The sequence below is a fragment of the Candidatus Blastococcus massiliensis AP3 genome (genome assembly GCF_000582785.1).
Lineage (GTDB): Bacteria > Actinomycetota > Actinomycetes > Mycobacteriales > Geodermatophilaceae > Blastococcus > Blastococcus massiliensis.
The window spans coordinates 428,920-443,163 of record NZ_HG931174.1 but is presented as its reverse complement, the minus strand read 5'-3'; the positions used below and the strand labels follow the sequence as shown (position 1 = coordinate 443,163).

11 protein-coding genes and 1 pseudogene are annotated in these 14,244 nt (G+C 73.2%); 3 read left to right on the top strand and 9 right to left on the bottom strand.

Annotated elements, in window-relative coordinates:
* Positions 1–44: 44 nt before the first annotated feature.
* Complete coding sequence (locus BN344_RS10515; RefSeq protein WP_040338467.1) at positions 45–1,451, bottom strand: hypothetical protein; 1,407 nt, start codon at positions 1,449–1,451, stop codon at positions 45–47.
* Between the two features lie 98 nt (positions 1,452–1,549).
* On the opposite strand from BN344_RS10515, the gene upp reads away from it, so the two are divergent.
* Together upp and BN344_RS10505 are read left to right on the top strand one after the other, a co-directional pair.
* Positions 1,550–2,173, top strand: coding sequence for a uracil phosphoribosyltransferase (gene upp / locus BN344_RS10510; RefSeq protein ID WP_040339086.1), 624 nt, complete (start codon positions 1,550–1,552; stop codon positions 2,171–2,173).
* Positions 2,174–2,175: 2 nt separating this feature from the next.
* On the top strand, positions 2,176–3,066 hold the full coding sequence (locus BN344_RS10505; RefSeq protein WP_051515789.1) for a Gfo/Idh/MocA family protein: 891 nt from the start codon (positions 2,176–2,178) through the stop codon (positions 3,064–3,066).
* Between the two features lie 12 nt (positions 3,067–3,078).
* Here the strand turns inward: BN344_RS10505 and BN344_RS10500 are convergent, their stop codons facing one another.
* The 8 genes and pseudogenes from BN344_RS10500 to BN344_RS10465 form a co-directional block, all read right to left on the bottom strand.
* A complete protein-coding gene (locus tag BN344_RS10500) occupies positions 3,079–3,642 on the bottom strand; it encodes a dihydrofolate reductase family protein (RefSeq protein ID WP_040338466.1) in 564 nt (187 codons plus the stop codon).
* Between the two features lie 128 nt (positions 3,643–3,770).
* Positions 3,771–5,846, bottom strand: coding sequence for an acyltransferase family protein (locus tag BN344_RS10495; protein WP_040338465.1), 2,076 nt, complete (start codon positions 5,844–5,846; stop codon positions 3,771–3,773).
* Positions 5,847–6,065: 219 nt separating this feature from the next.
* On the bottom strand, positions 6,066–6,533 hold the full coding sequence (locus tag BN344_RS20735) for a hypothetical protein (RefSeq protein ID WP_231486715.1): 468 nt from the start codon (positions 6,531–6,533) through the stop codon (positions 6,066–6,068).
* Positions 6,534–6,964: 431 nt separating this feature from the next.
* Positions 6,965–7,546: a DUF6318 family protein gene (locus BN344_RS10485; protein ID WP_040338463.1), complete on the bottom strand. Its 582-nt coding sequence runs from the start codon at positions 7,544–7,546 to the stop codon at positions 6,965–6,967.
* A 169-nt stretch (positions 7,547–7,715) separates the two neighbouring features.
* Positions 7,716–8,927, bottom strand: a pseudogene (locus BN344_RS10480) (acyltransferase family protein); the annotation flags it as partial.
* A 241-nt stretch (positions 8,928–9,168) separates the two neighbouring features.
* On the bottom strand, positions 9,169–10,788 hold the full coding sequence (locus BN344_RS10475) for a phospho-sugar mutase (RefSeq protein ID WP_040338461.1): 1,620 nt from the start codon (positions 10,786–10,788) through the stop codon (positions 9,169–9,171).
* Positions 10,785–11,609: an NAD-dependent epimerase/dehydratase family protein gene (locus BN344_RS10470; RefSeq protein WP_040338460.1), complete on the bottom strand. Its 825-nt coding sequence runs from the start codon at positions 11,607–11,609 to the stop codon at positions 10,785–10,787. The genes BN344_RS10475 and BN344_RS10470 overlap by 4 nt, the downstream gene beginning before the upstream one ends.
* Complete coding sequence (locus BN344_RS10465) at positions 11,606–12,415, bottom strand: purine-nucleoside phosphorylase (protein WP_040338459.1); 810 nt, start codon at positions 12,413–12,415, stop codon at positions 11,606–11,608. Before BN344_RS10465 ends, BN344_RS10470 begins: the two co-directional genes overlap by 4 nt.
* Before the next feature lie 233 nt (positions 12,416–12,648).
* On the opposite strand from BN344_RS10465, the gene BN344_RS19060 reads away from it, so the two are divergent.
* Positions 12,649–14,169, top strand: coding sequence for a peptidase M16 family protein (locus tag BN344_RS19060; RefSeq protein ID WP_051515788.1), 1,521 nt, complete (start codon positions 12,649–12,651; stop codon positions 14,167–14,169).
* Positions 14,170–14,244 lie beyond the last annotated feature (75 nt).

The following is a 14,244-nucleotide window of genomic DNA, read 5'->3' as shown; positions in this document are numbered from 1 at the left end:
TGCTTTCGGACCCCTGATGGACCCGAGTGTGCAGATCTCGTCGATCAGTCGCGGAAGACCAGCTTCCCGCTGATCAGCCCGACGATCTCGTCCCACGCGGGGCGGACGGCGGCGGCGTCCTCCTGGCGCAGCGCGGTGTCCGGCCGCTGCTCGCCCACCGCCACGGCCCGGCCCAGGGGCTCGGTGGGGGAGAGCAGCTCCTCGACCCGCGGCAGCCGCGCGTACTCGGCGAGGTCGCGCACGCCCTCGACCGGCTGCTCGAGGGCGGCGTAGCTGACCAGCCCGGCAGCGCCGTCGGCGACCTCGCCGAGCACCTCCGCCAGCCCGGCCAGGTCGTAGCGGTCCTGCTCGGCCGGGAGCGGCCGGGTGTCGGTCTCGGCGACCTCCGGCCAGGAGGCGATCTCACTGAGGTCGTGGCGCTCGGCGCCGGCGCAGAAGCGGCTGAGCGCGGCCGGGGTGTCGAACAGGAAGATCTCGCCGTCGCGACCCAGGAAGCGGGCGACGTCCTCGACGTAGCAGCGCAGCGTGACCCCCGCGCCGTCAGGGACCACGATCTCCACGGGCAGGATGCCGACGGCCTCCCAGAACTCCGCGGCCGCGGCCACGGCGGCCGGGTCGTGGGTGAGCCGCCCGCCGCCGGCGATCGTCCGCACACCGGCCGCGGTGGCACCCGAGCGCACGTCGACGGCCTCGATGTCGGTCAGGTCGTCGTCGGAGTCGGCGTCGTCCTCGTCGGGCAGGGCGAGCGGTCCCTCCTCGACGGCCTCGGACGCCGAGGGGTAGTCGGCCACCGCCACGGTGCCGGCGCCGGTCCAGTCGAGGTGCTCGCCGAGTTCCTCGACGACGTCCTCCCACAGGTCGTCCAGCGCGCCGCCGACCCCGACCCAGGCGTCCTCGCCGGACCGGCCGACGAACGCGTCGGGGCCCAGGCCGAGCGAGCCGATCTCCGGTTTGGCCATCAGCTCGGCGACCGCCTCGAACTCGGTCTCGTCGTCGAGGTCGTCGTCGTCCTCGTCGCCGGCGTCCAGGCACTCGGCGAGCCGGCTGACGATGTCGAGGGTCGCGGCGAGCTCCTCGACCGCCCAGCGGTCGGGGTTCTCCGCGGCGACGTCGTACACGCCGTCGAGGTCGAAGCGGTGGTCGTCGTCCGGCGTCAGATCGGCGGGACCGAGCCCGGTGACGACGGGCCACACGGGGTGGTCGGCGAGGTCGTGGTCGGTGCTGGTGCGGCAGAACGCGGCCAGGGCCGCGGGGGACGGGAAGAGATGGACGACGGCGGTGGGGACCGGGTTCTCCGGGTCGTCGTCGTTGATGTCGGCGCGGACCTCGACCGTGGTGCCGAGGAAGGCCTGCCACTCCTCGCCGTCCTCCTCCCACGGCGGAGCCCACAGGGTGTAGCCCGTGCGGTCGTCGAGGGTGAGAGCGATGGGGACGATGCTGGGCCTGGCCACGGGGACACCCTGCCAGATGCGCGCGCCCGGCTCTCCACCGTTCTCGGCCGCCGGGTGGGACGCGGGGCGGGCGGGAGGAGGCCGATACCGTGTCGCCCGTGCAGCTCACCGTCGTCGACCATCCGCTGGCACGTGCCCGCCTGGCCCGCATGCGGGACGAACGCACGGACAACGCGGCCTTTCGCGCAGCTCTGCGCGAGCTGACCCAGATGCTGGTCTACGAGGCGACGCGCGATCTCGCGCTCGCCGAGGAGCCGATCCGCACGCCCGTCGTGGAGACCACCGGGTACCGGCTGGCCGCTCCGCCACTGATCGTGCCGGTGCTGCGGGCGGGACTGGGCATGGCCGACACCGCGCACGGGATGCTGCCCGAGGCGCAGATGGGATTCGTCGGGCTGGCCCGCAACGAGGAGACGCTCCAGCCCGAGGCCTACATGGCCTCCCTGCCGGAGTCGCTGGTCGACCGGCACGTGATCGTGCTCGATCCGATGCTCGCGACCGGCGGCTCGCTCGTGCACTGCTGCGGACTGCTGACCGCCCGCGGCGCCACCGAGATCACCGTCCTGTGCGCGCTGGCCGCGCCCGAGGGGTTGGCCCGGCTCGAGGAGAGCGGGCTGCCGCTGCGGGTGTTCACGGCCAGCGTCGACGAGGGGCTCAACGACAAGGCGTACATCGTCCCGGGCCTCGGCGACGCGGGCGACCGCCAGTTCGGCGCGGTCTGAGCGTGCGCTTCGGGGTGCTGGGCACCGGCCCCTGGGCGCGAGCGGTGCACGCCCCGGCGCTCGCCGGCCATCCGACCGCGGAGCTGGTCGGCGTCTGGGGCCGGGACGTGGCGAGGGCCAAGGCCGTGGGCGCGGAGTTCGACGTCCCGGGCTTCGGGGAACTCGACGAGCTGCTGGGCCTGGTCGACGCCGTGACGATCGCGCTGCCGCCGGACGTGCAGGTGCCGCTGGCCGAACGGGCCGCCGCGGCCGGGAAGCACCTGCTGCTGGAGAAGCCGATCGCGCTCTCGACCGCGGCTGCGGACGGCCTGGTGGCCGCGGTGCGGGCCGCCGGCGTGGCCTCGGTCGTCTTCTTCACCCTCCGCTTCCAGGTCGCCACCTCGACCTGGCTCACCCAGGCGGGCCGCACGCAGCTCGCCGGCGGGGCGGGGTCGTGGCTGGCGTCCCTGGCGGGCTCGCCGTTCGACTCCTCGCCGTGGCGGCGGGAGCACGGGGCTCTCTGGGACGTCGGGCCGCACGCCCTCTCGGTGCTCGTCCCCGCGCTCGGCCCCGTGGTCGCGGTGCAGGCCGGCCAGGGCGTGGGTGACACGGTGCACCTGGTGCTCACGCACGCGTCCGGCGTCGCGTCGTCGGTCTCGCTCTCGCTCTCGGTGGCCCCGATGTCGTCCGGCGTCGAGTTCTTCGTGCACGGCGACGCCGGCCGGCTGGTGCTGCTGCCCGAGGCCGGGTCGGCGGTCGAGGCGTTCGGGGTGGCGGTCGACGAACTGGCGGCCGCGGCGCTGACAGGTGGCGCTCACCCGTGCGACGTCGCCTTCGGGCGCGACGTCGTCGCCGTGCTGGAGACCGTCGCCCGGGCGCTGGAGTCCGGCTGCCGGGAGTCCGTCCCGCGCTGAGCGGTGCGACGGTCAGCGGGACCGTTCGTACCGCAGCATGACGACGCCGTTGCCGAAGGCTCGCGTCTCGACCAGGTCGAGGTCGGCGGGGGGTCCGCCGGGTGGGAACGCCTTTCGGCCCGCCCCCAGGACGACGGGGCTCACGAACAACCGGTACTCGTCGATGAGGTCGTGTTCCCGGAACGCCGCGGCGAGCACGGGGCCACCCACGACCATGTCCCCGCCCGGCTCGGCCTGGAGCGCCCGGACCTCGTCGGGCACGACGTCGCGGACGACCGTGGCGTCGGGGCCGGGGGCGTCGAGGGTGCGCGAGTAGACGATCTTGGGCATGCTGCGCCAGATCTGTGCGAACTCGACCTCCGGCGGCGAGCTGCCGGGGTTCTGGTCCGCCGTCGGCCAGTAGCCCTCCATCAGCTCGTAGGTCACGCGGCCCTCGAGGAAGGCGCTGCACGTGGCGAGCTGGGCGTTGAAGAAGGCGTGGAGCTCCTCGTCGACGCGGTGCCAGCCGATGTCGGCGTCGGGTCCCTCGAAGTAGCCGTCGAGCGACACCATCAGGTGGAAGACGATCCTGCGCATGTGTACCTCCTCCGGGCCGGTGGCCCTCGGGGGGAAGACCGGGGAGAGCCTCGGCTCTCATCGGTCCGTGCCGGAGACGCTCGGGGAGCCGTCGGGCCCTTCCTCAGCCGCACGGGGCGCGGCTGCGGTCACCAGCCGATCGTCGGCAGCAGGTCGTCCCGCAGCAGGCGCGTCACCGTACGCATGTACGTGCCGGTCACGTGGCTGCTGTCCATGTACACCCGCACGTTGCCCACGAGGGGTGGGCACACTGCGTCGTCGCAGAAGTAGTCACTCGTGTCCAGCAGGCTCACGCCCGGGGGCAGCACCTCGGCAGCCGAGTCGAGCAGCCCGTCGGTGTAGACGGACGACCGCGGGACCGCGCACCGGGGGGAGGCGTCGCCCCACCGCGCCATGCAGTCGGGGACGTCCTCGACGTGTCTGGGGGTGTCCCGCATGCCGACGACGCGCAGGCCGGCGTCGGAGAGCTGCTGCCACGCCTGGACGTAGCCGGCGGGCAGCCACTCCTCCTGGTCCCCGGGCGCGGTCCGGGTGCCGACCGTGAGGACCAGGTCGGGTTCGAGCGCGACGACCCGCTCCACGAGGCGTGACCGCCATGCCGTGCAGGCCTCGTAGTCCGGGTCGCCCTCCTGGAGGAACTCGGACTCCGTCGACAGGCTGCAGCCGCCCCGGATGATGGAGACGACCTGCCAGTCCCGCTCCTCCGCGAGGGCGGCGACCGGCGGCAGCCACTGGGCGGAGTGCGAGTCGCCCACGACGGCCACCCGGTGCGGCCGGTCGTCCTCGCCGAGCACGCACAACTCCATCTCGACGGGCACCGGCTCGGCGTCCTCGGTCTCGGTGCTGCAGGCGGCCTCCGGCGGCAGCCACGCCCAGTCGTCGCGGATCACCGAGTTCGGCGGGAGCGGATCCACTCCGGCGATGCCACCGGTGGAGACGAGGGGGGTCTGCAGGGCGTTCGCTCCCGGGTAGCTCGGGTCGTCGGCCATGGCAGCGATCCGGGTCGCCTCGCGGTCCATCCAGGTGGCGGTGCCCCAGCCGGCAGTGACCAGCGGAGCCGCGCACGCCGTGACGGCGGCCAGCGCGATCACCGGGCGGCGAACCCGGATCCGCTCGGCAGCCGGCTGCTCCACCCAGCGATAGGTCGCTTCGCTGAGGATGAGGGAGAGGCCGATCACCTGCACGGCCCCGGCGAGGGACGGCGTCTCCCGCCCGCTGTGCACCAGGTAGAGCACCAGGATCGGCCAGTGCCACAGGTAGAGCGCATAGGAACGGGCACCCAGCCAGCTCATGACCGGTCGTGACAGCACCCGGTGGACGCCGAAGCGGCCGCCGTGGTCGGCGGCGACGATGACGGCGATCGCGGCCAACACCGGCCACGCCGCCTGCCATCCCGGGAACTGGCGGGCACCGTCGAGCAGGGCACCGCAGCTGACCAGCGCCGCCACGCCGATCCACCCGAGCGCTGTCGCGGAGGCCGCGCCGGGCCGTACCCGCACGAGCAGCAGCGCCGTCAACGCGCCGGCACCGATTTCCCACAACCTCGGCAGCGTGGAGAAGTAAGCGACCTGCTGGTGCGTCGCCGTGGCGAGGACCGACCAGCACAGCGAGGCGGCGGTGACCAGTGCGACGGCGGTGATCGCGATCAACCGGCCATACCGGCGCCACGGGCTGCGCTGGACCAGGTGCGCACCGAGCCACGCGAGCAGCGGGACGGCCAGCAGGACCTGCATCTGGATGGACAGCGACCAGAACTGCTGCATCGGGCTGGCCAGGGCGTTGCTGGCCGAGTAGTCGACGGCCTCACGGACGAGCAGGTGGTTCTCGGTGAAGGTGATGGAGGCCAGCAGGTGCTCGGCGGTCTCCCGCCACCGGGTCTCGGGCAGCACCCAGAGGCTGGCGAGGAGAGTGCCGAAGAGCACCAGGGCCGCGGCCGGGACCAGTCGGCTCAGCGTCCGGATGATCGACCGGAGAGGGTGCACGCCGCCGGTGCGCCGGAGCTGGCCGGTGAGGCTGTGGACGAGGAAGAAGCCGCTGAGCGCCAGGAAGACGTCGACTCCGCCGGAGACCCGGCCGCTGAAGGCGTGGTAGCCCACGACGAGGCACACGGCGACGGCGCGCAGGCCGTCGATCTCGGAGCGGTGTCGCCGAGCAGTGCCGTCGAGGGGTGCTGCGGCGACGGTGGTGGTGGCAGTTGGTGACATGCGGTGCGTTCAGATCCCCGGCGTGGACTCGATCTCTGTGGCGTGCTGCTCGAACCGGTACGCGGGACCTGGTCCTGGGCTCTCGACGCGGGCCGGGGGAGGTCGTGCCCCGGCAGCGTCGTCCACCGCGACGCTACGCGGCGTCTCGACTCGGTCGTGGACCTGTGGTCGCTCGGCGGCACCCCTGAGGACGGAGTGGCAGGTGTTCGTACCGGGCGGTCAGTCGAACGGGTTGGTGAGGACCGGCCGGGCCTGGAGGACGTCGAAGGTGACTGGTGGGCCTTCGGTGGTGGTGCTGCCGGGAACGGGGACGGTGGGGCCGCCGTCGATGCTGAAGGACGCCGTCCAGGTCGTGGTGAGGGAGGCGGTGTAGCTGCCGCTGCCGTAGTCGTGGCTGATCGTGTGATCCGGGTAGGGGGCGCCGGGGCTCGTGGTGGTGAGGTCTGCGCCGTCGCCGGTGTGCCAGGTGAAGCCGGTGGCGCGGGCGACGATGTCGACGGTGAAGCCGCGGATGTCGAGGCTGAAGGTCTGGGTGGTGGGGCCGTCGGTGTAGAAGATGACCGGCAGGCCGACCAGTCCGTTGCCGGGCGGCTGCTGCTTGGTGGGCAACTCGGGGAGCGGCAGTGTCTGGAAGTAGCGGAACACCTCGTCCGGCGACGGCGGCGGGTTCAACGCCGTGACGTCCACGCACTCACGGCCGGCGTCCAGCCACGACCCGACAGGTGTCCCGGGGGCTGGGTTTCCCTCCGGTCGAGACCCGCCTTCGACCGTTCCGTCAGCGAGCACGAGTCGCTGACGCTCGATGATGTAGAAGTTGACCACCCGGCCCGGCGGTGGCTGACAGTCCCTGAAGTCGCTCGGCCGGCAGGCCCCCACCTCCGCATCGCTGACGACGCACGGCACGAGCAGGCGATAGCGGAAAGGGTTGTTGGGTACCGCGGCATTGTCGGCAGTCCAGCCCGCCGGCGATCCAGCGACATTCGAGGCTTGCAATGCCCCGGGAGCGTAGGAGACGTCAGGACAGATCTTCCGGCCGCAGGATTCCTCTGCGTGAACCGCAGCCGGCGAAGACATCACGAGACCGGCCGCTATCGCCGACAGGGCGAGGAGTCGATGCCTCATTCGAGAGTGAACGCCGTCATGACCCACATGTCCCTGATTGGGTTCCAACGCACCGCGGCACCCCCGGCCAGGCCGGAATAGGCCGCCGATCCAAGGTCAGCAATCTCTGCGCCAGATGCGTCGACTGCCGACCCTGCTGCGAGGTCTCCCCGCATGTCGAATTCCGCGGTGGCCGCTTCAACCACGATGGGCGCGAGGTGCGTTATCGCCACCTCCCCACCGACGAACCGGTGTCCAGCCGCGGCGTTGTCTTCAACTACTTTCGCCATGCGGTCGCACTCCCGACAACCATCGCTGAACTCGCGGAGGGGCTGCGCGTCCATGACCGTCGAGGTCCGGTTGATCAGGCCGACGTAGTAGCGGACGAAGGCCTCGGCGCCGGCGGCGTCCTGCGTGCGGGCCTCGTCCGGCATCGGCATGTCCTCGGGGCCGAGCGGCGCGAGCTCTTCCTCGGACGGAGCCGCGCTGCTGCTCGCCGAGGGGAGGCTCTCGCTGGCCTCCTGCTTGTCCGAGCACCCGGTGAGCGCCACCGCCGCGATCAGACCGATCGACAGCCGTGCGATCCAGCGTCGTGCCACGTGGTCACCTCGTCTTGATCAACAGCGCTCGCCGGAGACTACGCAGAGTCGGAACGCCGCCGCATCTGTGCGCTGTGGACAACCCGCGCGCATGGCTCCCAGGTTCATGCGGGCGTGTGACGCAGCAGAACCTCGCTGGGTGCGAGGCCGACGCGTGCTGGCCGGGAGATCAGCGCCGGGCGAGCGGGTACGCGCCGTCCGACTCGTCGATCGGGCGCCTCGGCCTCGTTGGCAAGCCGTCGCGCACCTCTCGGGGCGGTGCGGTGAGGGGGCCGTCCTCGAGAGATGCTCGATTGTCGTGCGGAGCGGAGAGCGGGCGTCCGCCGTGCGACCGCGTGCCCGACGAGACGTGCCGCGGTGCCGGCACCGGCCGGCGGCGGCGGTGGAGTGCTCGGGTCACCCACACCCGAGCCGGCTTCTCGATGCCGACGTGCAAGCCCACGGCCAGGACCAGCGCCAGCCCGAGGTTCATGGCTTCGAGGGCAAGACTGTGCCGAGTGACCCCGGGGGTCCAGGCCCCGGCTCCGACGGCCTGGATCACGCTGACGTGGACGAGGTAGAAGGCGAAGGACACCTCACCCATGAACACGATCGGCTGCAGCGCCAGTAGTCGGCTGAGTGGGTGCCGAGGTGCGAGCGCCAGGCCCAGGATCAACGCCGTCGCAGGTGCCGCGTACATGACGTCCCACGACCAGGCGCTGAACAGCAACGCCGGCTGGCTGCCGAGGACGAAGGTCGCGACGATGGACACGGCGATCAGCCAGCGGGCCAACGACGTGCCGAATCGGGTGCCCCTCAGCCGTACGTAGACGCGGGCCGCGAGGATGCCGAGCAGGAAGTCTCCGATCCGCGTCAGCGGCGTCCGGTACAGCCAGCGGTGCGCGGACCCGCTGTCGGTGCGGGGGAGGTCGGCTCGGCCGGTGTGCTGGAAGAGATAGGTGACGGCGGCGAGAGCCAGGACGACCAGCACGACCGAGCCGACGAGGGTCCACATCCGGCGGTCGAGCAGTCGCACGCCGACGACCAGCAGGGGCAGGGTCGCGTAGAGGAACAGCTCGACGCTGATCGACCATGCCGGCCCGACGAACGTCACGAGGGTCATCAGGTCGGGGTGCCACGCCTGGACTCCGAGAACGTGCAGCAACAGGTTGGTCTTCGGCAAGTTGCCCGAGGCCCACAGGTGAACCGTCGGCCACGCGAGCACCACGAGGTACAGCGGATACACCCGCGCCACCCGGGCGACTGCGTACGACCACAGCTGTTCCCGGGTTCTCAGCGACCCGAAGTAGTTCAGTGTCAGGACGAAGCCGGACAGCACGAAGAAGAACGTGACCCCGGCGTATCCGCTCTGCTGCAGCGTGAGCAGCCACTCCGGCGCACCGGGGGGGTCTGCCGAGGTGGGAGAAGTAGACCGCCAGTGCGGCGAACAGCCGCAGCCCGGTCAGTGCGTGGATCGGGACGCGGGTGCTGGCCGAAGAGTCGCCGTCGGTACGACGAACGGCCTCGGTCACCCAGCGAGCATGGCAGGTGACATAGCGCTCGGGCTGTCACGCAAGGGCAGCCCTGCGGTCACAGTGACAGCCGGGACCCCCGGGCACTTCCGAGGAAGGATCGGTCCGTCCCTACAGCCCGAGGGCCGCCGACAGCTCCGCGCGCAACTGGTCCAGCTCGTCCTCGCCGCGCCCGCGCGCGGCGATCAGTCCCGCGTCCTCGTGCACGGGCACCACCGTCTCCAGGTAGGCCTTGAGCTTCGGCTCGGTGCCGCTCGGCCGGACGATCACCCGCATCCCGTCGCCCAGCAGGCGCACGGCGTCGACCGACGGCGTCTCGTCCACGAGGTCGGCGAAGACGACAGGACGCCCCAGCAGCGACGCAGGCGGCGCCGACCGGATGCGCGCCATCGCGGCTGGGATCACGTCCGGGTCCTCGACCCGCACCGACAGCTGACCGGTCACGAACAAGGCATGGTCGCGGGCCAGGTCGTCGAGCCGGTCGAGCAGCGTCCGACCCGTCGCCTTCAGCTCCGCGGCGAGCAGGGCCACTGCCAGCGCCGCCGAGATCCCGTCCTTGTCCCGGACGACCGACGGCGCCACGGCGTAACCGAGCGCCTCCTCGTACCCGTAGACCAGCGGCGCGGCAGGCGAACCCGCCCGCACGATCCACTTGAACCCGGTGGGCGTCTCCTCGGTCGGCTGCCCGGCGGCGCCCGCGACCACGTGCATCAGCGAGCCACTGACCAGCGACGACGCGTACGTGCCCCGCACCCCGCGGCGCAGCAGCCAGTCGGCCAGCAGCGCCCCGACCTCGTCGCCGGTCAGCTGCCGTCCGCCGCAGACCACGGCGCACCGGTCGGCGTCGGGGTCCTGCGCGATGGCGACGTCCGCCCGGATCCGGTCGGCGAGCGCGGCCAGCAGATCCGTCGCCCCGGGCTCTTCGGGGTTGGGGAAGGCCACGGTGCGGAACGTCGGGTCCGGCTCGTCCTGCTCGGCCACGCTCACCGGTTCGGCCAGCCCCGCGGCGGCGAACACGGCCCGCGTCGTCCCGGCCCCCACGCCGTGCAGGGCGGTGTAGGCCACGGTCAGCGAATTTCGCGAGGCCACCCGGTCCGGCTCGAGTGCGGTCACGACGGCCGCGACGTAGTCCGCCTCGACGTCGTCGCCGAGGGTGACCCAGTCGTCGGACAGCGGCACCTCGCGCGCCGGGCCTACCGCGGCGATGGCGGCCTCGATCTCCCGGTCGACCGGCGGCACCAGCTGCGCCCCGTCGCCGAGGTAGACCTTGTAGCCGTTGTCCTCGGGCGGGTTGTGGCTGGCGGTCACCACCACGCCCGCCACGCACCCCAGGTGCGGAACCGCGAAGGCGAGCACCGGCGTGGGCAGCGGCCGGGGAAGCACCTGAACCGCGAAGCCGGCCCCCGCCAGCACCTGCGCGGAGATCCGCGCGAACTCCTCCGACCGGCGCCGCGCGTCGAACCCGATGACGACGCCGCCACCGGCCGAACCGGACGCGGTGAGCCAGGACCCCAGCCCGGCCGCCGCGCGGGTCACGACGGCGGCGTTCATCCCTGCCGGGCCGGCGCGCAGCGGTCCGCGCAGTCCCGCCGTCCCGAAGGTCAGCGGGCCGGTGAAGCGGCGGGCGAGCTCGGCGTCGTCGCCGGCGTCGATCAGCGCCTCGATCTCGGCGCGGTCACCGGCGTGCGGATCCGCGGCCGCCCAGTCCCGCGCCTCGGCGGAGGGCGTCACGCGGTACCCCCGACGCGGTCCGCGTCGAAGGCCGGCGTGGCGTACTCGCCCCCCACGCGGGCGTGCACGGGGTCGGCCAGGTCCGGCTCGCCGTGCACGGCGATCAGGTCGCCGGCATACACCTCGGCGTCGTCGGCCGGTTCGTAGCCCAGCGCGCGGGCAGCGGTGAGGTCCCACCAGGTGCGGGTGTTGGCGGAGACACCCCAGACGATCCGGAAGCCGGGGGAGGGGGCGGTCAGCGCGGCGTCGACGAGGCGCACCGTGTCGCCGGGCGAGAGCCAGGTGGACAGCTGCCGCGTCGTCGTCGGCCGGGGGAAGGCGCTCCCGATGCGCAGGCAGACGACGTCCAGCCCGTAGCGGTCGGCGTAGAGGGAGCCCAGTGCCTCCATCGTCACCTTCGAGACGCCGTAGTAGGTGTCGGGCCGCGGCGGGGCGTCCTCCTCGCGCAGCAGTCCGCCCCCGGGGCGTGGGGTGTACCCGGTGGCGTGGTTGCTGCTGGCCAGCACCACCCGGCCGACGCCTGCCCGCCGGGCGGCCTCCAGCGCGCAGTACGTGCTGTCGATGTTGACGTGCGCGATCGCCGGCCAGGTGGACTCCGTGGCGATGGCGGCCAGGTGCACGACGGCGGCCGCTCCCCGCGCGGCAGCCTCCACCACCGCGAGGTCCGTGGCGTCGCCGACGACGTGCTCCTCGCCGGGACGCGGGTCGGTCACCGGGACGACGTCCAGTCCGCGCACGACCCAGCCGCGCTCCGGGAGTCCGCCGCGCAGGACTATGCCGATCAGCCCCGCGGCGCCGGTCACCAGGACCGGCCCGGTCACGGGAGCTGTCCGACGAACGTCACCAGGAACGTCCCCAGCGCCCCTGCCGCGGCGTTGCCGGCCGCGATCACCTCGGCCGCGTCGAGCTTGTCCCCGGTCACGCCCGCCGCGGCGTTGCTGACCAGCGACATGCCGAACACCTCCAGGCCGGCCGCGCGAGCGGCGATGGCCTCCAGAGCCGTCGACATGCCCACGAGGTCGGCACCCATCGTCCGCAGCATCCGGATCTCCGCCGGCGTCTCGAAGTGGGGGCCGGGCAGCGCGGCGTAGACGCCCTCGACGAGCGTGGGATCGATCTCCCGGGCCAGCGCCCGGAGGCGGGCGGAGTAGAGGTCGGTCAGGTCGACGAAGTCCGCGCCCACCAGCGGTGAGCGCGCGGTCAGGTTGAGGTGGTCGGCGATGACGACGGGTTGACCGACACGGTGCTCGGGCGCCAGCCCGCCCGCGGCGTTGGTGAGGACGACGGTCCGCACCCCGGCCACCGCCGCGGTACGGACGCCGTGCACCACGGGCTCGATGCCGCGGCCCTCGTAGAGGTGCGTCCGTCCCAGGAAGAGCAGCACCTTGCGGCCGCCGACCCGGACCGATCGGACCTCGCCGCCCTGGCCCACCGCGGTGGGCGCGGTGAATCCCGGCAGCTCGCCGATGGCCACGCTGTAGTCGGCCGGGCCGAAGGCGTCGGCCGCCGGCGCCCAGCCGGAGCCCATGACGACGGCGACGTCGTGCTTCCCGCCGAGGGCGGTCGTGAGGTCGTCGGCCGCGAGCGCGGCGGTGGACTGGGCGTCGGTCCCGGGGGGCTGGCTCACGCAGTGCTCCTTGGTAGCGCTACCGGGGGCGGCGATGCCGTGACGGGACGAGCCGACCTCGCCACCGGCCGGATCCTTCCAGATGGGCCGCGTGCGGGCGCGGCACCGGGCGGGGGCAGGGCACTCGCCCCGGCGGACCTCCGCCGCGGCACTCCCGTCCCAGTCGCCCCTCGGCTCCCGGATCCGCCGCGTGTCGGCGTCGGCGGGGCGGCCCCGGTCACCAGCATGTCGCCGTGCAGCGCATCGAGATCGACGGCGTCCCCGTGTTCACGGCCCCCGGCCCCGAGCGGGTGACCGCCGCCCTGACCTTCGGGGTGGGTGTCCGCGACGAGACCTACGGGATCCTCGGCGTGACCCACCTGGTCGAACACCTGGTCATGGGCTCGCTGCCCAAGTCGCACCTCGAGTGCAACGCCATGGTGGACACGGAGATGACGGTCTTCCACGCCACCGGACGGCCGCAGGCGGTCGTCGCCTTCCTCGCCGGCATCTGCGCCGCTCTCGCCGACCTGCCGGTGCACCGCATCGAGCAGGAGATCGGCGTACTGGAGGCCGAGAACTGCCCCGGCGCCCACCCCACGGCCGCCGCCCTGTGGGCCGCCCGGTTCCGGCTGACCGGACCGGGCATCGCCCTGGCCGGCGGTGGGGTGCCGGTCGGGCTGACCGGCGAGGTCGTCCGCGAGCACGCCAGGCGCTGGTTCGTGCGCAGCAACGCCGCCCTGATGTGGCACGGGGAGGTCTCCGCGGACCTCCGGCTGCCACTGCCCGACGGGCCGCGCCCGCAGCGCCCGGCGCCCGTCCGGCGGATCGAGCGGGGTCCGGTCTGGATGGGGGGCCCGGCTCTCGGTGTGGGCCTGCTGATCTCCGCCGGCGACCAGCTCGACGCCGCTGTCGGCGCCGGGATCGACGCCCTCGTGCAGCGCGTACGCGACGTCGCCCGTCACGAGCGGGGGCTGAGCTACCACGCCGACATGGAGATCGCCGACGTCGCACCGGGCGAACGGGAGGTCGCCGTCCTGGTGGACGCCCGGGACGGCGAGGAGGCGTCCGTGGCCCGGCTGCTCTGGGAGCAGTACCTGGACCTCGCCGGAGACGGCCCCTCGGCCACCGAGCTCCAGCACGTCGTGGACGGCTACGCCGAGGACATGGACAAGGGGGACGAGACGGTCCTGGGCGAGCTGTCGAAGGCCGCCTACTGCCACCTGTTCGACCTGCCGTACCGGTCCGGCGCCGACGGCCTGGCGGTCTGGCGCGAGCTCACCCCGCAGCAGGTGGCCGAGGCGCTGCGCCGCACCGTGGCCACGGCGGTCCTCCTGGTCCCCGAGGGCGTGAACCCGGGGGCGCTCGGCGGAGGCATCCAGCGCCGGTACCTCTGCAACCTCGTCCCCTACCTGCCGAAGACCGGCACCACCTTCCGGCCTCCGTTGCTGGCCCGCGCCCTGAACAGGGGCGCGCGCATGCGTCTCGTGGTCGGTGACGACTTCCTCGCGCACGCCGACGCCGACGGCGACGGCCACGTGATCGGCTGGGACGAGGTGGAGGCGGCGGTACCGGCCATGACCGGCGAGGGGGTGTTCGTCATCGGCCGCAACCTCTGCGGCATCGACGTGCACGAGGACGTCTTCGGGCGCAAGGCCGTCGACCTGGTCCGCGCCCGCCTCCCGCGCTCCGCCTGGGTGCCCGCGGCGCCCTCCCGCGAGTCCGGCCGGAGCGCCGCGCCCGAGGCGTCGGTCGCGGCGCCGGCGGACCGGTGACGCGTCCGTCCGGCGTGCCGTCCATCGCACGGGTGATCGTGGCCGCTCGCCGCGTGGGCGTCGCCGGTCGTCCCT

Excerpts from the sequence above, each read along its gene's own strand:
- BN344_RS10500 (WP_040338466.1), bottom strand. The coding sequence starts at position 3,642 with ATGCGCAGGATCGTCTTCCACCTGATGGTGTCGCTCGACGGCTACTTC.
- BN344_RS10495 (WP_040338465.1), bottom strand. The coding sequence starts at position 5,846 with ATGTCACCAACTGCCACCACCACCGTCGCCGCAGCACCCCTCGACGGC.